The organism is Methanosarcina sp. MSH10X1 (assembly GCF_004099695.1).
Classification (GTDB): Archaea; Halobacteriota; Methanosarcinia; order Methanosarcinales; family Methanosarcinaceae; genus Methanosarcina.
On the sequence record NZ_SCHL01000007.1, the window covers coordinates 111,994 to 133,998 of the forward strand.

Annotated in this window: 20 protein-coding genes and 1 tRNA gene; 11 read left to right on the top strand and 10 right to left on the bottom strand. The window is 42.9% G+C overall.

The annotated features are described in order from the left end of the window. Window positions 1-109 precede the first annotated feature (109 nt). From EQO05_RS07985 to EQO05_RS08020, 8 genes are all read right to left on the bottom strand, one after another. Window positions 110-1,222 carry a DUF1646 family protein gene (locus tag EQO05_RS07985; protein ID WP_128505393.1) on the bottom strand — a complete coding sequence of 371 codons (1,113 nt, stop codon included), beginning with the start codon at window positions 1,220-1,222 and terminating at the stop codon, window positions 110-112. A gap of 1,341 nt (window positions 1,223-2,563) precedes the next feature. Next, window positions 2,564-3,061 (bottom strand): archaeal heat shock protein Hsp20, encoded by a 498-nt coding sequence (gene hsp20 / locus EQO05_RS07990; RefSeq protein WP_128505395.1) that lies wholly within the window; start codon window positions 3,059-3,061, stop codon window positions 2,564-2,566. A 54-nt stretch (window positions 3,062-3,115) separates the two neighbouring features. Then, the gene (gene hsp20, locus EQO05_RS07995) at window positions 3,116-3,643 is read right to left on the bottom strand and encodes an archaeal heat shock protein Hsp20 (protein ID WP_128505397.1); all 528 of its coding nucleotides are present in this window, start codon (window positions 3,641-3,643) and stop codon (window positions 3,116-3,118) included. A gap of 139 nt (window positions 3,644-3,782) precedes the next feature. Next, on the bottom strand, window positions 3,783-6,047 hold the full coding sequence (locus EQO05_RS08000) for a CDC48 family AAA ATPase (protein WP_128505399.1): 2,265 nt from the start codon (window positions 6,045-6,047) through the stop codon (window positions 3,783-3,785). Beyond that, on the bottom strand, window positions 6,044-6,730 hold the full coding sequence (locus tag EQO05_RS08005) for an ArsR family transcriptional regulator (RefSeq protein WP_128505401.1): 687 nt from the start codon (window positions 6,728-6,730) through the stop codon (window positions 6,044-6,046). The genes EQO05_RS08000 and EQO05_RS08005 overlap by 4 nt, the downstream gene beginning before the upstream one ends. A gap of 348 nt (window positions 6,731-7,078) precedes the next feature. After that, window positions 7,079-7,753 (bottom strand): hypothetical protein, encoded by a 675-nt coding sequence (locus EQO05_RS08010; RefSeq protein WP_128505403.1) that lies wholly within the window; start codon window positions 7,751-7,753, stop codon window positions 7,079-7,081. Between the two features lie 320 nt (window positions 7,754-8,073). Continuing rightward, the gene (locus EQO05_RS08015) at window positions 8,074-8,532 is read right to left on the bottom strand and encodes a Zn-ribbon domain-containing protein (RefSeq protein WP_128505405.1); all 459 of its coding nucleotides are present in this window, start codon (window positions 8,530-8,532) and stop codon (window positions 8,074-8,076) included. 321 nt (window positions 8,533-8,853) lie between these two features. Continuing rightward, window positions 8,854-9,528, bottom strand: a complete 675-nt coding sequence (locus EQO05_RS08020; protein WP_128505407.1) for a phosphoribosyltransferase — start codon at window positions 9,526-9,528, stop codon at window positions 8,854-8,856. A gap of 314 nt (window positions 9,529-9,842) precedes the next feature. Here EQO05_RS08020 and EQO05_RS08025 point away from each other — a divergent pair, with 314 nt between their 5' ends. The 3 genes from EQO05_RS08025 to EQO05_RS08030 all read left to right on the top strand — a co-directional run bounded on the left by EQO05_RS08025 (window position 9,843) and on the right by EQO05_RS08030 (window position 11,923). Further along, entirely contained in the window at window positions 9,843-10,700 is an 858-nt protein-coding gene (locus EQO05_RS08025) for a winged helix-turn-helix domain-containing protein (protein ID WP_240664484.1), read from the top strand. 336 nt (window positions 10,701-11,036) lie between these two features. After that, on the top strand, window positions 11,037-11,165 hold the full coding sequence (locus EQO05_RS16110; protein WP_255420843.1) for a hypothetical protein: 129 nt from the start codon (window positions 11,037-11,039) through the stop codon (window positions 11,163-11,165). Window positions 11,166-11,314: 149 nt separating this feature from the next. Beyond that, window positions 11,315-11,923, top strand: coding sequence for a protease inhibitor I42 family protein (locus EQO05_RS08030; protein WP_240664486.1), 609 nt, complete (start codon window positions 11,315-11,317; stop codon window positions 11,921-11,923). 99 nt (window positions 11,924-12,022) lie between these two features. Here the strand turns inward: EQO05_RS08030 and EQO05_RS08035 are convergent, their stop codons facing one another. Beyond that, a complete protein-coding gene (locus EQO05_RS08035) occupies window positions 12,023-12,178 on the bottom strand; it encodes a hypothetical protein (RefSeq protein WP_240664487.1) in 156 nt (51 codons plus the stop codon). Window positions 12,179-12,452: 274 nt separating this feature from the next. On the opposite strand from EQO05_RS08035, the gene EQO05_RS08040 reads away from it, so the two are divergent. Both EQO05_RS08040 and EQO05_RS08045 read left to right on the top strand, forming a co-directional pair. After that, a tRNA-Met gene (locus EQO05_RS08040) sits at window positions 12,453-12,527 on the top strand. Between the two features lie 260 nt (window positions 12,528-12,787). Further along, entirely contained in the window at window positions 12,788-14,119 is a 1,332-nt protein-coding gene (locus tag EQO05_RS08045; protein WP_128505413.1) for a signal recognition particle protein Srp54, read from the top strand. 119 nt (window positions 14,120-14,238) lie between these two features. Here EQO05_RS08045 and EQO05_RS08050 read toward each other — a convergent pair whose 3' ends face one another. Further along, window positions 14,239-14,808: a GMP synthase subunit A gene (locus tag EQO05_RS08050; protein ID WP_128505415.1), complete on the bottom strand. Its 570-nt coding sequence runs from the start codon at window positions 14,806-14,808 to the stop codon at window positions 14,239-14,241. A gap of 415 nt (window positions 14,809-15,223) precedes the next feature. Here EQO05_RS08050 and EQO05_RS08055 point away from each other — a divergent pair, with 415 nt between their 5' ends. The 6 genes from EQO05_RS08055 to EQO05_RS08080 all read left to right on the top strand — a co-directional run bounded on the left by EQO05_RS08055 (window position 15,224) and on the right by EQO05_RS08080 (window position 21,970). After that, complete coding sequence (locus tag EQO05_RS08055; protein WP_128505417.1) at window positions 15,224-16,021, top strand: 2-amino-3,7-dideoxy-D-threo-hept-6-ulosonate synthase; 798 nt, start codon at window positions 15,224-15,226, stop codon at window positions 16,019-16,021. A 108-nt stretch (window positions 16,022-16,129) separates the two neighbouring features. Beyond that, window positions 16,130-17,272, top strand: coding sequence for a 3-dehydroquinate synthase II (locus tag EQO05_RS08060; protein WP_128505419.1), 1,143 nt, complete (start codon window positions 16,130-16,132; stop codon window positions 17,270-17,272). 53 nt (window positions 17,273-17,325) lie between these two features. Further along, the gene (aroD, locus tag EQO05_RS08065) at window positions 17,326-18,051 is read left to right on the top strand and encodes a type I 3-dehydroquinate dehydratase (RefSeq protein ID WP_128505421.1); all 726 of its coding nucleotides are present in this window, start codon (window positions 17,326-17,328) and stop codon (window positions 18,049-18,051) included. Next, window positions 18,048-18,890: a shikimate dehydrogenase gene (locus tag EQO05_RS08070; protein ID WP_128505423.1), complete on the top strand. Its 843-nt coding sequence runs from the start codon at window positions 18,048-18,050 to the stop codon at window positions 18,888-18,890. Before aroD ends, EQO05_RS08070 begins: the two co-directional genes overlap by 4 nt. Before the next feature lie 32 nt (window positions 18,891-18,922). Further along, window positions 18,923-20,350 (top strand): prephenate dehydrogenase, encoded by a 1,428-nt coding sequence (locus EQO05_RS08075; RefSeq protein WP_205793743.1) that lies wholly within the window; start codon window positions 18,923-18,925, stop codon window positions 20,348-20,350. A 75-nt stretch (window positions 20,351-20,425) separates the two neighbouring features. Further along, window positions 20,426-21,970 carry a HEAT repeat domain-containing protein gene (locus EQO05_RS08080; RefSeq protein WP_240664489.1) on the top strand — a complete coding sequence of 515 codons (1,545 nt, stop codon included), beginning with the start codon at window positions 20,426-20,428 and terminating at the stop codon, window positions 21,968-21,970. Window positions 21,971-22,005: the final 35 nt, after the last annotated feature.

Here is a 22,005-nt window from a genome sequence, read left to right on the forward strand (position 1 = left end):
TATTAATTACTGATATGTGTTAAGATTAGGTTCCAGAATCCGAGAACATTCAGCTTTGAATTTCCGACTCTGGAACCGAATTCATAGTAGGCCAAGGCGAATTTTAAGTTTAGATCTTAAGCACAAAGATAATGACGAAGTAAATACCCATTGAGACGAGACCCATAGGTATTCCAAGTCTTGCCCATTCTTTGCTGGTTATACCCAGTTTGCCTGCAGAGATGATGTTCGGGATATTTCCAGGGATCAGCATTCCGCCTGCAATTAAAAGCCCCATAAGAATACTCTTTATCTGTAATTCACTCATAGCTGGTCCGATTTCAGCGGCTGCCAGGGTAGCGTTATCCAGAATAGCTGAGACCATGTTAACCCAGTAAAGTACAGTGGAAGGTATTTGAGTGAAGTATTCGAATATGATAGGCTTGAAACCATCTCCGAGAAATGTCAGAGCCATGATAAACAGATAGACTTTAACAGCCCTCATTACGACATCTTTCACAGTTTCGTTATACTCTTCAGCTTTCATTCCAGAGTCTTTCATATCAACTTTTCCAAGGAAAAACATTCCAATAATACCATATGCAAGGATTCCTGGAATGATATATTTGCCAAGCATATCAAATAAGAACGTAAAACTGGCATGGTAAGGCTCACCTGCTAGTTTTGAGATAGCTATTGTCGAAAGAGGTTCTCCAAGAGGGGTAAGCGCAGCGCCAAGTCCGATCGAGAAACAGGCAATAACTGTCAGGTCGATCTTGGACTTTCGTGAGAGAGGCAGTGCATTAACCATCTCAACAAGAATGATTGCCGCAAGAATGGCGGACATTACACTGGAAAATAGACCAAGGACGGCGATCAGGATGAAAGCCATAATTTTAAGAGAAAGCGCATTGGCCATTTTCCGGATTGCTTTGTGGATCGGCTCATGCCATTTATAGATAATTAAGCCGACAATGAGCACTATCTGGAATATACCTATTGGAATACCGCCAATATTTAAAGAATTCAGCGGAGAAGTCAATGCTTCTTCGATTATTTCCATTCTCCAGCCTGTTTCTGCACCTGGAATTTCGACAAAACCCGAGATGGTCATTGCCGCAATTCCGCAGACAAACAGGAAAACTTCCAGATTTTCCTCAATAACGTGAACCTTAAAAGGGCCGAGAAGTACGGCAATAAATATTATAAGAAATCCAATTAAAACTCCTGGTTCAAGAGCCATTAATTCTTTCCTCCTTTACTATTTAGTCTATAGTAGTCTATAGTGTTCACACTAGAGTAAGCCTGTAGACTAGATCGTATACATTTGAGCCCTGTAAACAGCGTGAAGCCCTGTTTTTAAGGGATAAAATAGTTGATCAGCGCATGAAGTATGTAACAAGTATACTGTTTAGTAGTGAAATACAATTATTAATTGTGAACACTGCAGATTACAAAAGGCTTGAGAATTTAATACTATTAAACACCGAAAAGTCCCGGATTCTTTACTTTATAAGGGCCTCTCTATTACTCTTCCATAGATCAATTCAATGCCAATGCGTATGAGAAAGGTTTTTGATTTGCTCCCGATGGAACCTTAATTAAGATGTGTTTTATGGCGCTTGAAGAGGATAATTTTGATCAAAATTTCATGAGATAAATCTTACCTCATAAAAGATCATAATTTGTTTAATGAATTTGATCTTTCTTACCGCATAAGATTGAGTTTTTCTATCAGGAGGACCTCCTATATTTTTTAAATATATGCATGGCTATCCAGCATCTCTGCACAAGACTGATTCCGGGCTTAAAGGCTGCGGAATTAAGTTTTCCTTTAGCCAGAGTTAATATCTTGAGCTTTCGTCCTCGATTACACATGCTTTTCTTATTTCGGGACTACAAATTCCCTGTTAAATAATCATACTTATATATTTTGTGTTTTTTTTCTTCTCAAATGTACAATAATTTATACAAAAATCTCCGGTTATAAAGATTATAACAAATGACCTAAAATTTTTCAGTCGTTTTTTATAATCACTCAAATCCTTTTTATACTAATTTATGAAACAGGACTATTTTGTAAAATATACCGTATTTAGTTCTATATTGTTCCCAATAGTCTAGATTGATTATTATTTACAGCGCCAATTTGCAATTGGAAAGGAAATAAAATAGGACATGAAGTTGGTAAATTGAAAAGGCATGCGTGAAAGTATACTAATAGGGCAAAATAGGACAAGCTAATTTCTAAAGTCTAACTCGTGGATAAAACAAAAAATGACCAGATAAGGTTAAAAATGAAATGCAAAACATAAAAATTAGTTAAAAAATGTATAGGAGAGCACAAATAGAGATACAGATAGTATGAGTTGAAGGTTTGACTTCATTTTAGATTTCATTTTAGATTAACAGCGTGATTTTTTAAATAGGGGATTCTGCATACTATCTGTTTTTTAATTGCTGCTCTGTGTAATTCTACTATAACTTCACTTCGGACTGAATTTCTCAACTACAATTTTCAAGCAGATTTCTTAGGTGTCCTTCTGTATGTAATTGCTTACTCGTCTCATAATATCCGTTGATATCAATTAATTTCGATTTCAACAGGTCTTTCTTCGTTACAGCGCCTGAAGGTGACCTCAAGCACTCCGTTTTTATAGCTGGCTTTTGCACTCTTAGGATCTACACGGGTCGGAAGCTCTATATCCTGCGAATATTCGGAAGCTCCAAGGATCTTGATTTCGAGATTTTGAGCAGTCGCATGCAGCAGGAGATCTTCTTTATCAATATCCGGGAGCTCTGCAAGTACATGTACCAGTTCTTCACTTTCAAAGATATCAATTAAAGGGTCTCTTATTTCGGAGGGGAAGAGATTCTCTTCATCTTCAGAGTGTTCCGGAATGTTTCCGAACTCCCGGAGTTCGGGGTCTTCCCCCGGGCGATGAATGATAGAAAATCCGTAGACGAAGGGGACGGACTCTCCCATATCTTCCAGGAGGGCTTCGATCATTTCTTCCAGGTTGTCAAAAAGTTCAGATCCAAAATCTTCAAAGAAATCCTTTCTTTTTCTTGTGCCCACCATTATTACCTCTGCTTTTCCTCGTGCTGTTGCACTTACAGTGCAATTCCCGAAAAGTCACTCAATAGTTATTGAGGTTCGGGAATTGGATTCCAGCCTCTTAAAGGTAACTTCCAGCACACCATTTTTGTATGTGGCTTTCGCACTCTGGGGGTCCACCTTTACGGGCAGTTCCACACGTTCGGAATATTTTGGATTCCCATCTATTGTTTCGATGTCAAGTATTAAATCAGTTGCGTTCAGTCTGATATTCTCTTTCTCGATGCCTGGAATCTCGGCAATTACGTGCACAGTTTCTTCGGCTTCCAGTACATCAATCAGGGGTTTTCTTGTATCGAGATAATTTTTTTCTCCGGTTTCGGCCTGCTCGAACGCAGGAATATTCCCGAATTCCCGAATTTCGGGTTCTTCGCCTGGTCTCTGGGTTACGGAAAATCCGTAGACAAAAGGATGCCGCCCGAAGTTTTCAACACTCATACCCATTACCCTGCTGAGGCGTTCAAACATTTCATCCACATCCTCAAGCGGGTCGATTCCGAAGATTTCATCGAAAAAATTTCTTCTTTTTTTCCTGTCTCTGTCCATATGATCACTCTGTTATTAAGTTATCCATCAGTAATTTCATTATCAGGGGAATGTTAATTAGATCAGCCATTATTTTACTCAATAATCTCTGAAGTTGTGTAAATTAAAAAGGCCAGGGTTTGCCAGTCAGGAAACTGGTTTACTCCGCCTGAAAGAAACCCGGAACATCTTTAGGTTCGATTTCTTTCTCCTGCTGTCCAGCTTCAGGAGTCTCTTCTTCAAACTCAGTTGCATATCTAGCAAAGAGTTCCGCACCCTGTTCATAAGTAGCAAGATTTTCCCTGGATGTCGTTGGCTTTACACGGCGGATTGCACGTTCAAAGTGCTTCTTTGAAATCCTGACTTCTCCTGCCCGCTTTTCAATATCTTTTCTGCCAATTCCCGGAGTAACTATCTCCCTCAGGGCCAGCATTGCAGCCTCCCTGCAGATGCCCTCGATGTCCGCACCAACGTACCCTTCGGTCATATCCGCAAGTTCGGAGAGGTTAATATCGTCTGAAAGAGGTTTCCCCTGTGTATGAATCTCAAAGATCTTTTCCCTGCCTGCTTTGTCAGGCGGTTTGATATAAATGAGCCTGTCAAAACGACCAGGTCTCAGCAAAGCAGGATCTACCATGTCAGGCCGGTTAGTAGCCGCGACAATAATCACGTCCTTGAGTTCCTCTACTCCATCCAGTTCGGTAAGGATTTGACTGACAACTCTTTCGGATACATGTGTATCTGAAACAGAACTCCTCTGAGGGGCAATTGAATCGATCTCGTCAAAGAAGATAACTGTCGGTGCAGCCTGTTTTGCTTTCCTGAAGGTTTCCCTGATTGCACGCTCGGATTCACCCACGTATTTGCTGAGCAGTTCCGGACCTTTGATGCTGATGAAATTGGCTTCACTCTCACTGGCAACAGCCTTTGCAAGCAGGGTTTTACCCGTACCAGGAGGTCCGAATAGTAGTATTCCTCTTGGTGGTTTTACACTGATGGCACTGAAGATTTCAGGATACTTCAGGGGCCACTCTACAGCCTCAATAAGTTCCTGCTTTGCATTTTCAAGTCCTCCGATATCATCCCAGCCCACATGCGGAACCTCTACATACACTTCCCTCATTGCCGAAGGCTCGATATTTTTGAGGGCTTCTCTGAAATCCTCTTTGGTAACTACGAGGTTATCAAGAATTTCCTGTGGGATGTCCTCTTCGATGTCTATTTCGGGAGTTATCCTTCTCAGGGCATGCATTGCAGCCTCCTTACATAGGGAAGATAAATCAGCTCCGACGAAACCGTGGGTTACATCCGCAATTTCACCGAGGCTTACTTCCTGTTCAATTGGCATGCCTCTTGTGTGAATTAGAAGAATCTGCTTCCTGCCGTTCCGGTCCGGAATTCCTATTTCTATTTCCCTGTCAAACCTTCCACCGCGGCGGAGAGCCTCATCTATTGAGTTTGGACGGTTCGTAGCAGCAATTACAACAACCTCACCTCTGGACTTAAGCCCGTCCATGAGGGAAAGCAACTGTGCAACTACCCTGCGTTCCATTTCTCCTGTAACTTCACCGCGCTTTGGGGCAATAGAATCAATCTCATCTATGAAGATGATAGAAGGTGCGTCCTTTTCGGCTTCCTCGAAGATTTCACGGAGCTTCTGCTCACTTTCTCCGTAATACTTGGAAACGATTTCGGGACCGCTGATAGTAATAAAATTGGCATCAGTTTCACTTGCAACTGCCTTTGCTATCATTGTCTTGCCCGTGCCCGGAGGCCCGTGAAGCAACACTCCTTTGGGAGGCTCAATTCCAAGCTTCTGGAAAAGCTCAGGGTGCCTTAGCGGCAACTCGATCATTTCCCTGACAAGCTGAATTTCTCGTTTAAGCCCGCCGATATCCTCATAAGAAATACCTTCTGGAACCTTGATTTCCTCAACCGATTTCTCCTTGATTACAATTTCAGTATCCTTGGTAACAACAACAGGTCCTGCAGGTCTTGTAGACGCAACTACGAAAGTGAGAGGATTATTTACAGTCTCTACCCTGATCTGCTGACCTTTATTCAAAGGTCTTCCTTCAATAATTCTAAGAATGTAGTGAGCTCCTCCGACAAGCCTTACAGGCTGAGAAGGAGCAAGGGTAACTCTCTGAGCATGCTTTGCCTGAACTTTCTGAATCATAACCCTGTCATCAATTCCGACTTTTGCATTGCTGCGGAGGTTTCCATCGATACGGATCCTGTTTTCCTGGTCACGCTCTACATTTGGCCAGACAATTGCGTAGGTCCTGGCTCTCCCTGAGATTTCAATAATATCCCCGCTTACGAGATCCATCTGCTGCATCAGTCGGGTGTCAATTCTTGCAATTCCCCTGCCCACGTCCTTGTGATAAGCTTCAGCAACTCTCAAGTTCGTTTCTTCAATCATTCATTCTCAACTCCGGTCTCACGTATTTTCCAGTAATACTGGTTATTTTTGATACTATATTCAATAAACCCCCTTTCTGCCAGGTCTATGAGGTTAGCGTTAATAACACTGGGGTGCAGGCGCAGGTTGTAACACAGGGCAGCCAGAGTGGTTTCACTTTTTAGAAGCTCAAACAGAAGCTCACACTCTACAGGATTCATGGCAACCTTTTCAATTGAGTCCAGGCAACGGTCCATAATTTCTGTATACTCAGCCTGAAGCTGCTGCTGCATCTGTGCCAGTTCTTCTTGCCTTGTTTTGAGATCCTGAAGTCTGCTGCTTAACTTAAGGAAGAAAGCGGACGAATCTTCCGTGGCAGGAGTTTCCTTTTCCGCAGGAGCCTCACTTTTTTCTCCCTTGCCAAAATCGATGTCATGAAGCGTCACCGTATAGGCATACGGGGATACCGATACCTCAAGCCTCATATTGTTCGCGATATTAAAGTACTTGCGCCGCTGTTCATCCACGCTGCATTCTATAAGTCCGGCCTGCTCAAGCAGACCCAGATGGCTTATTATGGCTTTTGGCCCTACTCCCAGCCTGCCAGAGATCTCACTGACATAGCAGGGGCGGCTTGCAAGAAGTTGTATAATCTTCCTGCGGTTTTCATTCCCCAGGATGTCAAGTAATTTTGCCGGGTCCATTTTTCCCCCTCTGATAATCGTTTAAGTATACGGGACATTAAGTGATAATGCCAGATTTTACCACTATCATTTTTAGGCTGTAATGCATCCAGTCTTGAGTAGTTTCTGACAGGAATATGGGAACCCCTGCCCGAATTGTATCCGGAAAACTGGCTTGAAAGGAGTGTAAGATAGTAACCTATAGTTAGCACTAAAGATATATAAATGTTTCACTCACCCGATAATCTTATCCGTAATCAAAAAACAGTATCATCCGGAGTATAAGAGAACATAGAGTACAAACTGGACTTAAGCACGGGTAATAAAAGCCTGGATTTAAGTGAAAACTAATAAAATAAAAATTATCATTTACATATCGGTAGGGATATGCTGCTTGTTGTTCTTACCGGTTCCTGGCAAATCTTCTATTGAATCCGAATCACGTGATGAACTTAAAGGAGTAAGCAGATCCTTTATTTTACCTCTTTCATTTTCCCAGTTTATTAAGAATACAACATGAACGGTATTCCCATCATATTTTTCAGAGGTTACAGCAATGGTATACATCAGATCGCAAACTTCGATTGAGCCACAAAATACCTCGTCATAGATATAAAACTCAGCTTTACTGTAAGGTATGCCTTCAACATGCCCGCGATAATGACCGGATTCCCCACCACCGGAAACTGTGATTTCATCGAATTTTATATTAAAGCTTCTTTCCAGTAATCTGATATTAACATTTCCACTTGCAGCAGATTCCTCGAACTTTTTAATATCAATAATAAAAGTCTCAGAATCATCCCAGTAATCCTGAGAATCAACAGTACTATCCTGAAGAACTACCTTCTGAATTATACTTTTATCCTGAACGTCTGTAGTTCCATCTGGTGAACTTTCATTAGAGGTAGTTTCAACAAGCCGTTTTTCGGAATATTTACAGGTATTATCCTCATCATCAATCAGAATAAAAATTCCTGAAAAAACAGCCAATCCAAGAAAGATTGCAAGTACCAGTATTTTACAGACAATCTCAGTTTTCATTCAAATCCCAGCTTAGAGACGAAATATTTCAAGATTGAGTATAGATTGGACCCTTTCTAGAAGAACTTTTCTAATGTTAGAAAGATTTTATTATCTTTCGATTACATAGGGAATAAACCGGACTGGTGAAGCGATAATGATACACGTTTAAGTAAAAAAGCTTAAAACAAAAGATAATGGAAGCAGGATAAACTAACTTCTAGATTTTCCAGACGAGAAGCATAAGCCTTTACATTTTATTTCATGAGGCCCTCGAGAAATGGCTTTCAAAAAATGTCCGGGCTAGAATTTTCCAGGAAAACTTCGAAAAAGTTTAAAAATTATTTTTGCTTTTTTGATTTTGATTTGTCTTTTTGTTTTTCCTTCTGCTGGTTGAAAACCGAGGGTAAATGCAGGGCGTAAGAGCCTTCTTCCCGGATTGCCATGACAAGTTCTTTTCTCTCAAAAAGAGAATCCAGATTAAGCTCGTAGGAACCGGGCCCAAGGATTCTTACAGACTCTACTCTGTCTTCATCTGTTTTTCTCTCGGTTTCTGACTCCGGAGTTACGTTTTCCTGCTCACAGGCAAGAGCCTCATCAATATTCCTGACAACTTCATCCAGGGAGGATTCCAGATCCAGTTTTGGTTCCTCAAGAGCAGGTCTTCCCTGGTTTTCCGAACCTCCGGACTCTTTCTTTACATAAAGGAATTTATTCCAGCCGCAGTTCGGGCAGCCGCTTAGGATGACATAATCTCCGTCTTCAAAAATGGTTCCGCATCTGGTGCATCTGTGGGGCATGAATTCACCGGTAATAGATAATGTAACTGATTTATGTAAATAATGAATCAAGTACTTGGTATTTTGGACCGATATTCGGTATCCTGGACCATATATTAAATGGGTATACAGAGTGTAACAATGATACTTTTTGGGTACTTTAAAGATACCCTGAATAGATATGTATATTTGTATTTACAGGTTAACGGCTTGTTTTAAACGAAAGAGATAACTCCAACCATTAAGAGTGAAAACACACTCTTCGGTTGTAAATCTCTTCCGGTTTTCAAGCAGGAAGCCGGACCGCTTGCTTGTTGACAAAGAAAGTTTATGATAGAATGTTTACAAAAGCCTCCAGTGCGTCTTCCCATTAATGATTTCGGAACTTACCCTGCGCACTCTCTCCATCTCTTCCATAACCTCCGAAAGTCTCCCAGGCTGGGTGATTTCAAAAACAACCGAGTCCAGAGCATGATTTAGATAAAGGCTGTGTTTAAGGTCCTCAAGACTCCAGGGTTTTTTAGGGTCTTTTCTCATGCATTTCGTCAGGATGCTTATCATATCTTCCATAAAGTTCCAGGGATAGACAATCCATGCCCAGTCCTCGAGCCGCTCGCCCACGTAATCGGGATTGATTTTCGAACTTCCCAGGTACTGTAATGAAGCGGTCCTGACTTCCGTGGGATTACGGCTTTCCACATAAGCCTTGGCACTCAGCATACTTTCCCCGGTATCGACAATATCATCTACGATAAGCACTTTTTTACCTTCCATTACGTTGTCCGAGAGGGGGTATCGAATGTAAGGTTCACCGGTATCGATAGCTGCGGTTCCTACATAGTGCTCGATTTTCAGACTGGATAGGTCATCAAGCCCCAGGAAATCGCAGAGCACTCGCCCGGCAAACCAGCCTCCTCTGGCAAGTGCAATGATCACGTCCGGCTCATATCCAGAACGTTTGATCTCAGTTGAGACATTTCGGCACAAGTTATAAATGTAGTCCCAGTTTGTAAGCACACATTTGAATGATTCTATGCAAAGTCCTCCGTGATCTGGAATTCGCGTACATGGTCAGGATACTCACCAGTTAAGGAGTATGCACTTCCCAAGTTCTATATCGAGCTATATAATTTAGATTATAGACCTTAAGGTTTCTTATCTTGTTATAGGACAGTACAGGAAAAGCTTAAAAAAGAAATACTTAAAAATTAAATTAGAAACCTGCGCTACATTGATAGGATGCTATTGAAGTTAATTTCAAATATCTCCAGCATATCTCATAGAAGTATCAAATTCCTTTATAAATCCTTTCTGAAAGACCGAAGGAAAAAATGAATCTTTCGCAGAAGCGCAAGATCTGGAAAGTGAAATCAATGGACAAAGCCCTTATAGACCTGCTCTTTATGTCCCAGAAAAGAAAGGACCTTTTGCTCCTGCTAAAAAGTGGAGGAGAAACGATAGAGGAAATTGTAGATACTCTGAATGTTAACCCTACAGGCATGCTGCCTCAAATCAAAAAATTGAAGGACGAACATCTGGTTCTTCAGGAAGATCGGGAGTACAGGCTAACTCCTCTTGCAGAAATCCTGGTTGAAAAAATGGAGCCTTTACTCGATACTTTGCAGGTCATTGAGGAGAATAAGAGTTACTGGCAGGAACGTGATCTTACTGCCTTGCCCAGGGCATTCTTAGAAAGGCTCAATGAATTAAAGTTCTGTTTCCTTGTTAGACCGGACCCTGATAATATTTTTGAGCCTCCTGCCGTGTTTCTGGAGAATATAGGAAAATCAAGAAAAATTTTTTCTCTTTCATCAATATTTCATCCGGTACTTTCGGAAACGTTTCTTACAAACCAGGATGAAGACACCGAAATAACCCTCATAATAACCGAAAAAATCTATGAGAGACTGAAAACCGATTTTGAGGATGAACTGAGACTTTATCTGGCCAGAGAAAAAAAGAAGCTTTTTCTCTATACGGATGAGATAAAGATTGCCATGCTGGTTAAAACCGAACATTTCATAGCTATTGATTTCCTTACTTCGAAAGGGTCTTTTGATCAGGAGACTATTATAGGCTTCGAGCCTGCGGCTCTGAAATGGGCTGAAGACCTTATTCTGCATTATAGAGAGCACGCTCGGGAAATAAAGGGTAAACCCGGTCAAGAAAACTTGCAGATGAAGAAATAATATTAACTTAGATTTTCCCGTCTTTTTTAATAACTGTAAAACCCCCTTTTATTGCTCTGAGGAGTGAATCTATCTCTTTTGCCGGGGCGCACTTGACAATTCCATAATCTCAAGTTCTGAACCAACAATAGGCTCAAAAAATAGGGATTCCCTGTGTGATAAGTAAAACTCTCAATAAAATCCTACCAGATCTTTACTGAGATCAGGCAAGAGAAATCTGCTCTAAGCATTTCTTTTGGCCTGCAAAACTGCGAATAGACTTGAAGTTTAAGCAAAGGATAAATCCAAACATGCGCATCTTTTCATAAACGTATCAAAAAGAATAGGAGGGGAAAAGTGAAAAGAGTAGCAAATAATAAGTTCTGGAAGTACGCGAAGTTTTCTACAATCCTGTTTATGGTCTTTGCGATTATTTTTTCGGCTGTCTTGATGAAGAACAGGACGAAACCGGAACTGGAAATATAACAAACAATAGCCAGGATACCACCGGGATAAACAATAGTCAGGGAACCGGTGGGAAAGACTACACATACGGTACCGCAAACGTAGAGAGTATTCAGATTCTAACCCTTGAGTCTTTTCCAGTACAGATACAGGTAATAGCAGAAGGTTACTTGCCTGACGGGTGTACCGAAATAGATGAAATAAAAACTGAAAGAGAAGGAAATGCCTTCAATATCAATATGAGTACAAAACGCCCGACAGATGCGATCTGTACGCAGGCTATAGAGAGCTTTACGGAAACTATTCCGCTTGAAGTCGAGGGGCTTAAAGCAGGCAATTATACTGTAAATGTGAACGGTGTAACCGGATCCTTTGAACTGGCAACTGATAACATCATACAGGACAAACCTCCGGGCTCTATGCCGCCTGGACAGCAGGTAGTAACTGAGACTGCTAATGGGAAAACTATAAATCTTGAAAGCGGAGAGACCTTTTACCTGAGGCTACCTGAGAATCCATCTACAGGTTATCGTTGGGAACTCAATCTGACTCAGGGACTCAATGTGGCCCTGGGCTCAGATAATCTTCCGGGAGAATACTATCCTCCAGAACAGCCTGAAGGAATCGAACAGCCTCTTGTGGGTGCGGGAGGAGTCCGAATATGGGAGATTAAAGCTGTGGCTGAAGGCAGTCAGCAGGTGACAGGAGTATATAAAAGACCCTCGGAGAGCGAAACTGCAGAGGGAGGCACCTTCAAACTTAATATTGAGGTTGTCTGAATTACCGATTATATTTGCCCTTTTCACGATTTATCCGTTTCCACCTGTAAAGGAGAAGGGCATTTTTAACTTCAGGTGCGATCCTTTCTCGGTGACCCATTAAAGGGATCCCAGAGCCTGTTTCAGGTCCTTAAGGCAACTTTCACATATGTAGGATGTGCCAATTTGGGTACATCCAAGAATTTCCGTATTTTCTCCCGTTTCTTTTTCCCCCTGGCTTCCCGGATAGCCTTCACAGTAAACTCCGCACTTCACTTCACAATAAGCTCCGCAGAACAGACACTTTGACATAATATGAGTTAGGGTTCGGAATTTCAAATACGTTTCCGGAAAAACCGGAGAACAGGAAAATAAGGGGAGAAAAAAAGGTCCAGGTAAATTTAAAAAGTAGCGGGATTTCTGGAGAGAAATGCACTTATTTATCAATAAATTTCTGAATATAGGGGGCTCGACCGAAAAGTATATATGCTATCGTTTGTATGTTGTGATAGTTATCCCAGGCAAAGTGGCCTGACAAATAAAACCCTGTAGCGGGGTGGGGTAGCCAGGAGATCCCGACGGGCTCATAACCCGTAGACCGATGGTTCGAATCCATCCCCCGCTATAGCAAAATTCTTTTCTGAATTTCTTATGAAATGCTATTCTTATATAATGATATTTTTTCAGATATTATCTTTAAGATTTCATCACCAGGCAACTTTTTTATAGCCGGTTACCGATTTATATCTAGAATCCATTTAATTATCCCTTTTTCAAGCTATTAAAACTCAAGGCTTATTAAGGAAGGTTACTTTCTTACACAAGGTCAAAGATGTGTGAGTATCTCTTCAAATATCCTTATAAACTGAGCAGGATGACTTTCATATGGTAATGGAAAAACTTGGAGACTCCTTACAGGGGGCGCTCAAAAAGCTGATCGGCGCAGGGCGAATTGATGAGCGCACGGTCAATGAAGTAGTAAAGGATATCCAGCGGGCTCTCCTCCAGGCCGATGTCAATGTAAAACTTGTTATGGGAATGTCCCAGAAAATCAAAGAGCGTGCATTGAAAGAAGACCCTCCTGCAGGTATGAACCCAAGGGAGCACGTAATCCGTATTGTATACCAGGAATTAATGGAGATTATTGGCAAAGGGGCTGAGATCCAGCTAAAGCCGCAGACTATAATGATGGTTGGGCTTCAGGGAAGCGGGAAAACTACAAGTACTGCAAAACTTGCCCGCTACTTCCAGAGAAAAGGACTCAAAGCAGGGGTTATCGCCGCAGACACTTTCCGCCCTGGCGCATACCACCAGCTTAAAACCCTCTGTGAAAAGCTCAATGTAGCTTTTTATGGAGAAGAACACAATCCCGATGCCGTCGAAATCACAAGAAACGGACTCAAATTCCTGGAAAAATTCGACATAAAAATTGTGGATACTGCAGGCCGCCACGCCCTTGAAGCCGACCTGATAGATGAGATGGAACGGATCAATGCCGTTGCAAAGCCAGATCACAAGTTCATGGTGCTGGACGCAGGTATAGGACAGCAGGCAAGCCAGCAGGCCCATGCTTTTAATAACTCTGTGGGGATTACAGGCGTTATTATAACGAAACTCGACGGAACCGCAAAAGGAGGCGGTGCCCTGTCTGCGGTTTCCGAAACAAAAGCCCCTATTGCCTTTATCGGTGTAGGGGAAACACCGGAAGATTTTGAAAAATTCGAAGCTGACAGGTTTATCTCAAGGCTCCTTGGCATGGGAGACCTCAAAAGCCTGATGGAAAAGGCTGAAGAGACTCTGAGCGAAGAAGACGTTAACGTGGAAGCCCTGATGCAGGGACGCTTCACTCTTAAAGACATGTACAAGCAGCTCGAAGCTATGAACAAAATGGGCCCTCTCAAGCAGATAATGTCCATGCTTCCTATGGGAATGGGAGGAATGGGAGGCGTTAAGCTCTCGGATGAGATGTTCCAGGCTACAAGTGACAAGATGAAGAATTACAAAATCATCATGGATTCCATGACAGAAGAAGAAATGACTGATCCAAAGCTTATAGGCGGTTCCCGGATAAAAAGAATTTCAAGAGGTTCGGGCTGCAGCCCTGAAGAAGTAAGAGAACTTCTTAAATACCACAAAACCATGCAGACTGCTCTAAAAGGTTTTAGAGGTGGAAAATTCAATATTCAGAAAATGATGAAGAAAAGACTCGGGATGTAATTTATCCCGAAGCTCTTTTTCATCTTTATATAACGTTTATTTCTCTTTTTAGAACCCATTATCAAATGGCACTCCAGATTTCTGAGACTTTAAGATCCTATTAACTTGATATATTGATCTTAATATTGCTCGCAAACCTCAAGGAAGTTGATCAGCAATTCTTCTCCTTTCTCGGTATGGGAAACCTCAGGATGCCACTGCACACCATAAATCGGTTTTGTTGGATGCCGCATGGCTTCAATCTCACAGATATCGGAGCGGGCAAGATGGATAAAACCCTCAGGCATAATGGCAACCTCATCTGCATGCGAAGCCCAGACAGTAGTCCTGGGCCCGAGTCCCCTCAGAATATCATCTTCTTCGAGCACCTCTATTTCAACCTCTGCATACCCGCCTTTACTCCCTGAATGAACATGTCCCTCATATGCCAGAGCAATTGCCTGATGCCCTAGACAGATTCCAAGAATAGGGAGATCGATTTCCCGGACGTAATCGAAACATAAACCTGCCCTATCCATTTCAGGCCCGCCACTCAGGATCAGCCCATCCGGTTCCTCTGCCAGGATATCCTCAATTGGCATTGTATTGGGAATTATTTTCGTATCCATATCAAGATCTCGGACAGCTCGATGAATGAGATGGCAGAATTGTCCGTAATTATTAACTACTAGAATTTTCAGCTCTTTCATAATTCCTTCAGTTCCTGTTTTAGTATAATTTTATTCTACTAAGCTCTGAGTTTATTCTATTAGCCAATCTTATCCTATTTTAATTCTTGTATATTTCCGGAGTCCGGGACCTTCACCTGTTTTCGAGATCAATAGACTTTGACTCCAGTTTTATTTCTATTATCCGGAACAGATTTTCAATGGTAACGTCCCTATCTGACAGAAAGCAAACTTCAACATATGACCATTATAGAACATTGTTGTACGGAAAATTTCAATAATGGTCATTTTATATTAGGATGTAGAGTTTATCGTGCAGCCGCATGGATAGTTTTAAATAGGTATATCATGCTAGTATGTGACACACTAGCATGCAAATTCGGAGCAAATAATTTGGCTAATAAATTAAGATCATTTTACATTTGAAGGGATTATAATGTCAGAAATTGGTAAAAAGATACGAATAGAAAGGCTGATGAACCGGGAAAGCAGAAACATGGTCGTTATTCCAATGGACCATGGAATCTCAGACGGGCCTATTGAAGGGCTTATCAATATCACCGATACGGTAAACAGAGTAGCCGAAGGAGGAGCAAACGCTGTCCTTATGCAGAAAGGAATGGTAAAGTACGGTCACAGGGGATACGGGCATGACATAGGCCTTATAGTGCACATCAGTGGTTCTTCTTCCCTGAGCCCGGACCCCAATGCCAAAGTGCAGGTCTGCACAGTGGAAGAAGTGATTAGGATGGGAGCCGATGCCGTCTCTATGCATATCAATGTAGGCTCTGAGACCGAGGCAGACCAGCTTGAGCAGCTTGGAAAGATTTCCAAAGACTGTACGGAGTGGGGTGTGCCTCTTCTTACAATGATGTACCCCAGAGGTAAGAAGGTTACCAACCCGCATGATCCTGTAAATGTGGCACATGCTGCAAGAATCGGCGCCGAGCTCGGTGCTGACGTCGTGAAAACCGTGTACACTGGAGACCCTGACAGTTTCAGAGATGTGGTCAGAGGATGCCCTGTGCCTGTAGTTATTGCAGGAGGACCTAAAACCTCAACTGACCTGGAACTCCTGGAGATGATTGACGGGGCAATGGAAGCCGGAGCCAGAGGAGCTGCAATCGGAAGAAATGTGTTCCAGCACAGGGACCCTGTCAGGCTCACCCGGGCTATTTGCGAAATCGTACATCACAGAAGGCCTGTAGAAGAAGCTTTAGAACAGCTGAAATGAGAAAGAGATTGAAAAGCGAGATCAAAGCACTAGAATCAGGCCCTGAACAAAAGTTAAAAAAATGAAAAGACCGGAGTAAAAAACAAAAAGTTACCGGGGTTGAAGCCTTTGAAAAAGAAAAGCGTGTGGATAAAAGCCGATGAAGGCGGATGGGAACAGCAGAAAGAAAGGATTACAACAGGCCTCGAATCAGGAGCCGATTGCGTGCTTGTAAACCCAGGAGATGTCGATAAAGTCAGGGAACTGGGAAGTATCCCGGTAGCAGCCTTTGGCCGTGACAATAAATCCGGGGCTGAAATCGTAGTCGTTGGAAAGAGAGGAGAAGGTGACGGGACAAAACCCTTACCCATTGAAACTCCGGGTTCTCTTGATATAAATGCAGCAACTCTTCTCAGGGATAAAGGAGTGGCTGTGGGCGGATATGTCGTAATTAGGGATAAACGCTATGAACATTTCGCAGCCGAACTGGGAAAGGTCTGTGACTTCCTGATTGTAACGGGTACGGACTGGAAAGTTATCCCTCTTGAAAACCTGATAGCTGACCTTCAGCGGTATGACGTGAAGATTATTTTTGGAGTAAGAAGTGCGGAAGAAGCAAGACTCGCTTTCCAGACTCTAGAAATCGGAGCAGATGGGGTCCTTCTTGACAGTGGAAACCCACAGGAAATAAAAGATACTATCCAGGCTGCAAGAGAACTGGAAAGCGAAAGCACTGAACTTGAATCTGCAGTTGTAACCCGAGTCGAGCCTCTTGGAATGGGAGACCGGGTCTGTGTGGACACATGCAATCTTATGCAAAGGGGAGAAGGTATGCTCATAGGTTCTCAGGCAAGCGGAATGTTTCTGGTAAATTCCGAATCCGATGACAGCCCATATGTGGCAGCCCGCCCATTCAGGGTAAATGCAGGTGCAGTCCACTCATATATCAAGATCGGAGACAAAACCCGCTACCTCTCGGAACTTCGAACGGGAGATACCGTAACCATTGTGGATTCAAAAGGAAAACAGAGAGAAGGTATTGTAGGAAGAGTCAAGATCGAAAGCCGTCCTCTCATGCTTGTTGAAGCAAAAGCAGGTGACAGAATTCTGAGCGCAATCCTGCAAAATGCCGAGACCATAAAGCTGGTCGGAAAAGACGGAAGCCCGATCTCCGTTGCTAAGCTCAAGAAAGGTGACGAGGTTCTGGTTCGCCTGGAAGAGGGAGCCAGGCATTTTGGGAAAAAGATTGAAGAAACAATCATAGAGAAGTAACCTGTCAAAAGGAAAACACTGTCAGCAGGAAAGGAAAACCGGAGCAAACAACGATGCATATTGGCTCGTTTGACCTTGAGAAAAAAGCTGCCATTGTTGCAGTAATCCTTGAAAATTCTCCTGGAACTTCAAGAAAAGCCGCCGAGATGGGAGCCGATATTCTCGAAATCCGGCTGGATTTGCTTGGAATCAGGGACCTGGAAATAGCTGCAGGAACGATTGAAAAAATAAAATCCGAAACCAGGCTTCCACTTATTCTTACAAACCGCTCCAGTATCGAAGGAGGAAAATGGGAAGGAGATGAGGCTGGAAGAATCAGGCTTCTTACAAACCTTCTTTCCCTCGAAAACGGGCCGGAAGCCGTAGATATTGAGCTTTCTGCCGGGAAAGAAGAAAGAAATAGAGTAATAAAAACGGCAAAAGCCTGCGGGAAAACCGTAATCGTTTCCTCTCATGATTTTTCAAAAACTCCGACTTTTCAGGAAATGAAAACTATTTTTGAAGAGGCATTCCTTGCAGGAGCGGATATCGCGAAGCTTGCCGTTATGCCGCACTCTATGAGAGACGTGCTTGAGCTGTTAAGAGCTACACTGGACGCCACTGAAACAGGAGGTGCTGTATGTGCGATTGCTATGGGCAAGCTCGGAAAACATACGAGAGTAATTGCTCCTTTTTACGGTTCAGTCCTGACATATGCGGCTGTTGAAGGTACGTTTTCTGCGGCTCCCGGACAGTTTCAGGTAGATGAAATGAAGAAGATAATGGAGCTGCTCGAATGAAGCAAGTTTTTGGCGTATTTGGAGACCCTATAAGCCATTCCCTTTCTCCTGCAATGCATAACGCGGCTTTTTCAGCCCTTGGGATGGACTGTGTCTATCACGCTTTCAGGGTCAAACCCGAAAAACTCGAAAAAGCAGTTCTTGGAGCTGAAGCTATGGGATTCGGAGGACTCAACCTGACACTACCCCTGAAAGAGGTAGCTTTGAAGCTTGGCTCCATAAAACCTGACCCGCTGGCTGAAAGGATAGGGGCTGTAAATACTATAGTTTTCGAAGAAACCGGAGAAATCCGGGGATACAATACTGACGGATTGGGAGCAAAACAGGCACTCCAGGAAGCTGCAGTGGAAATAAAGGGGTCTAAAATTGTGGTTGCAGGGGCAGGCGGAGCAGCAAGAGCTATTGCTTTTCAGCTTGTGGCGGATGGCGCTGAAATTGCAATCGTAAACCGGACCGAAGAAAGGGCAATTGCACTTGCAAAAGATATCTCAGCCACAACCCTTCCCGGAGAAGTAGAGGGAAGAGGACTCTCAGGATTGAAAAACCTGTTACAGGATGCCAATGTTCTGATCAACACCACGACTCTTGGAATGCACCCGAATACAGACTCTGCCATTGCCACGGCAGAAGAGCTTCACTCTGGACTTACTGTTTTTGATATTGTCTATAACCCTCTGGAAACCAGGCTTTTAAGGGAGGCAAAAGCTTCAGGCGCAAAAACCGTAAGTGGAGTCTCAATGCTTGTCCATCAGGGAGCTGAAGCTTTCAGGCTCTGGACAGGAATTGAGCCTCCAGTCGAACTTATGAAAGAAACCGTTCTGGAGGCTCTGCAGGTTTGAGTGCTGATCCGGAAACCAGGAAGCAGATAGGTATGGATCAAAATGCTGAAAAAACAAAGGTTCTGATCCTTGGCGGAACCGGAGAAATGGGGCAGTGGTTTACCCGTTTTTTTAAAGACAGAGGTTACGGAGTTACGGTCTGGGGAAAAGGGGGAAAAACGGAAATTGCAAGGAAGCTTGAAGTTCCCTTCGCTTCGGATCTTGAAGAGGTTGTTCCCGAAAGCGATATAGTAATAGTTTCGGTGCCCATCAATGTAACTGAAGAAACAATAGCTGAATTTGCCCCGAAAATGAAAGCCGGAAGTCTTCTTATGGACTTTACTTCCATTAAGGTAAAGCCTGTAGAAGCCATGAGAAAATTTGCCCCTTCAGATGTAGAAATTCTGGGCACGCATCCGATGTTCGGCCCAACCATTCGCACTATCAGGGGACAGACTGTCATTTTAGTTCCTGTAAAAGGACGTTCGGAAAAATGGTTTCCGGTAATAAGAGAGCTTTTTGAGGAAAGTGGGGCACATGTTGAAATCATTACTGCAGCCGAACATGACAGACTTGTCTCGGTTGTACAGGGACTCACCCATTTTGCTTATATCAGCTTAGGAACAACCATTGACAGGTTAGATTTCGATGTAAGAAAATCTAGAAAATTCGTAAGTCCGGTCTACGACATAATGCTGGACTTCGTGGGCAGGATTCTTGGCCAGAATCCTTACCTGTACGCCCTTATCCAGATGGAAAATCCCGGAGTTCTCGAGGTACATGACGCATTTATAACGGAATGTAAAGAACTCTCAGAGCTTGTGCGAGCCCATGATGAGGAAAGTTTTGTAAAAAAAATGAAAGCTGCTGCCCGGCAGTACGGAGATACCGCTCATGCCCTGCGCAAATCGGATAAACTGATTAATTCCAGAATAATTGAATACGAGACCATCCTGAACTCCATTGGAAAAGTTTGCGGGTTTTCTCATTTTTACTCAGGAAAAATTCATGTCGGTACGTTGGAGAAAGTGGGTCCGGACGAGATCGTTCTTACAAAACTGGTCTCAAAAGGCACCTCACCTCATATAAGAAATAAATTCGTGAAACTCAAACTTGAAAATCTCCGCTTGCTTTCGGAATCCGAATTGTGGGAATGGAGAAAAGAAAACCTTGAACATTCTACAAGGGATATTTCGGTCCTTATCCCTCACGGGGCTGATCCTGCAGTTGTCCTTAACGCCGTAAATACCAATAAACAGCTTACAGCCTGTGAAATAAGTGACATTTACAGGGAATCTGAACGGGCTGAATGTGAAGAACTTAATCAGGCAGAAGCCGAAAAAGAAGAATTGGAAAAACTTGCAGTTACTTACAGAATAACGATTTTTGGAGATTGTGATGTTGATTCTGTCGAAGCCGAAGTAACAGCCCTTCTTTGCGGCCTTGGGTGCAGAATAAGAGAGAAAAATCTGAAGCGGTAAAGATAGAAGTCTTTGCCTGAGAGATCTATCATAATAAAGAGAGAAAGTGATATAAGCAATAAAAAAAAAGATGATATGATGTCCGGAGTTAAATGGAGAGTATCTCTTTTATTTGTACTTATCACTGTTTCCATATTTTTTTCACTTCTTGCAAGCAGTGATAGGTTTGTAGAATTCAGGGGAAATGAAACATACGCACAGACAGGAGATGGGGTTTTAAGAGAAGATTTGATCGCAAATCTCACAAGCAGACTGGAAGCCGGTAACCACGAGACAAGACTGAATGCTGCATCTGAACTTGGAAAGTTCGGAGAAACTGCGGCTAATAGCCTTATTGAAAAAATCGAATCAGATACTTCGAGTTCGGGAAAAATAAACAGTTACATGCTTCTTGCATTTCTTGAGACCGGAGATGATAGAGCAGAAAATATTCTTTTCGAGAACTTTGAGAAAATTCAGGCTTCGAGTGAGGCTGCAAATGAGATTACAGCCGAAGTAAAGGCAGAAAACGGAATTTCAGCAGATATTCTGCGGGCTATTGAAGAGAAAGATAAAGCGACGAGGAGAAATCTTGCGATTTCCCTTGATCGGGACTACAACGATGAAACAAATACTCTTGAAGCAGCCCTTCGAGCAGAAGAACAGAATTCAAGTATTTATGATTCCTTTGCACTTTCGGAGTTTGAACCGGATGAACCAGGAAGCGAAACTGAAAAGCTTATCAAAGCTCTTAGAAGCGACAGTGGAAGCATAAGGATTGCAGCTTTAATGGCTCTTGGGGAAAGAAGAGAAGCAGCAGCAATAGATTCCATGACACCAATTTTGACCCGGGACTATTCTCCGGTGCAGAGCAGTGCGGCTTTCGCTCTTGGTGAAATTGGGGATGAAAGGGCAGTAGAAGTCCTTGTAAAACAAATGAAAGATGGGGACAGTGATAGCATAAGAAGCAATGCTGCAATTGCCCTGGGGAAAATAGGAAAAGAGACAGCAGTACCGGATCTTATTCAAAGGCTAAGAGACAATAGAGCTGTAGTGAGGAGTAGCGCGGCACTTTCACTTGGGAGAATAGGAAACGAAACAGCAGTAGAGCCCCTGATGGAAGTCCTGAAGAACGGAAAACTTGTCGAGGGTAGAGCAAGAGATTCCGTAAACGCTAATGAGGATGTCCGAAAAAGTGCTATCCTTGCCCTTGGAGAAATCGGGGGTCCTGGTGTGACTGAGGCTTTAGCTGACATACTAACCGATAAAGAGGAAAAGCTTTCTGTCAGGATGGCTGCAGCTGCAGCTCTGGGAAATACGGGAGACCCTCAGGCTATGGAAGTGCTCAAAAATGTGTTTGATGATAGCAGCGAGGATTTGAATCTCAGAAACCAGGCTTTTCTTGCTCTTGGCAAAACTGAAAACCAGGAAGTTGCAGAATTACTTGTAGCAAAACTGGGAGATAGTGAGTTTGGAGCTAGTGGCAGGGAAGCCCTTATAGAGTTGGGAGAAGTTGCGGTTGATCCTCTAATAGAGAACCTGAAAACAACAGATAGAAAAATCAGGGATGAAACCGCCTTGATTCTTATTGAAATCGGAGACCCAAAAGCTATCAAGCCTCTAATTGAGGCTTATCAGTAATTGGAAGAAATTAGGGAAAGGGCAGCTGAGGAAGC

What these genes read in the sequence shown, in the direction of transcription:
- EQO05_RS08015 (WP_128505405.1), bottom strand. Translation starts at nt 8,532, where the DNA reads ATGCCCCACAGATGCACCAGATGCGGAACCATTTTTGAAGACGGAGAT.
- EQO05_RS08005 (WP_128505401.1), bottom strand. Translation starts at nt 6,730, where the DNA reads ATGGACCCGGCAAAATTACTTGACATCCTGGGGAATGAAAACCGCAGG.
- EQO05_RS08055 (WP_128505417.1), top strand. Translation starts at nt 15,224, where the DNA reads ATGTCAGAAATTGGTAAAAAGATACGAATAGAAAGGCTGATGAACCGG.
- hsp20 (WP_128505395.1), bottom strand. Translation starts at nt 3,061, where the DNA reads ATGGTGGGCACAAGAAAAAGAAAGGATTTCTTTGAAGATTTTGGATCT.
- EQO05_RS08045 (WP_128505413.1), top strand. Translation starts at nt 12,788, where the DNA reads ATGGTAATGGAAAAACTTGGAGACTCCTTACAGGGGGCGCTCAAAAAG.
- EQO05_RS08080 (WP_240664489.1), top strand. Translation starts at nt 20,426, where the DNA reads ATGATGTCCGGAGTTAAATGGAGAGTATCTCTTTTATTTGTACTTATC.
- EQO05_RS07985 (WP_128505393.1), bottom strand. Translation starts at nt 1,222, where the DNA reads ATGGCTCTTGAACCAGGAGTTTTAATTGGATTTCTTATAATATTTATT.
- aroD (WP_128505421.1), top strand. Translation starts at nt 17,326, where the DNA reads ATGCATATTGGCTCGTTTGACCTTGAGAAAAAAGCTGCCATTGTTGCA.
- EQO05_RS08075 (WP_205793743.1), top strand. Translation starts at nt 18,923, where the DNA reads ATGGATCAAAATGCTGAAAAAACAAAGGTTCTGATCCTTGGCGGAACC.
- hsp20 (WP_128505397.1), bottom strand. Translation starts at nt 3,643, where the DNA reads ATGGACAGAGACAGGAAAAAAAGAAGAAATTTTTTCGATGAAATCTTC.
- EQO05_RS08070 (WP_128505423.1), top strand. Translation starts at nt 18,048, where the DNA reads ATGAAGCAAGTTTTTGGCGTATTTGGAGACCCTATAAGCCATTCCCTT.
- EQO05_RS08000 (WP_128505399.1), bottom strand. Translation starts at nt 6,047, where the DNA reads ATGATTGAAGAAACGAACTTGAGAGTTGCTGAAGCTTATCACAAGGAC.
- EQO05_RS08050 (WP_128505415.1), bottom strand. Translation starts at nt 14,808, where the DNA reads ATGAAAGAGCTGAAAATTCTAGTAGTTAATAATTACGGACAATTCTGC.
- EQO05_RS08025 (WP_240664484.1), top strand. Translation starts at nt 9,843, where the DNA reads ATGAATCTTTCGCAGAAGCGCAAGATCTGGAAAGTGAAATCAATGGAC.
- EQO05_RS08010 (WP_128505403.1), bottom strand. Translation starts at nt 7,753, where the DNA reads ATGAAAACTGAGATTGTCTGTAAAATACTGGTACTTGCAATCTTTCTT.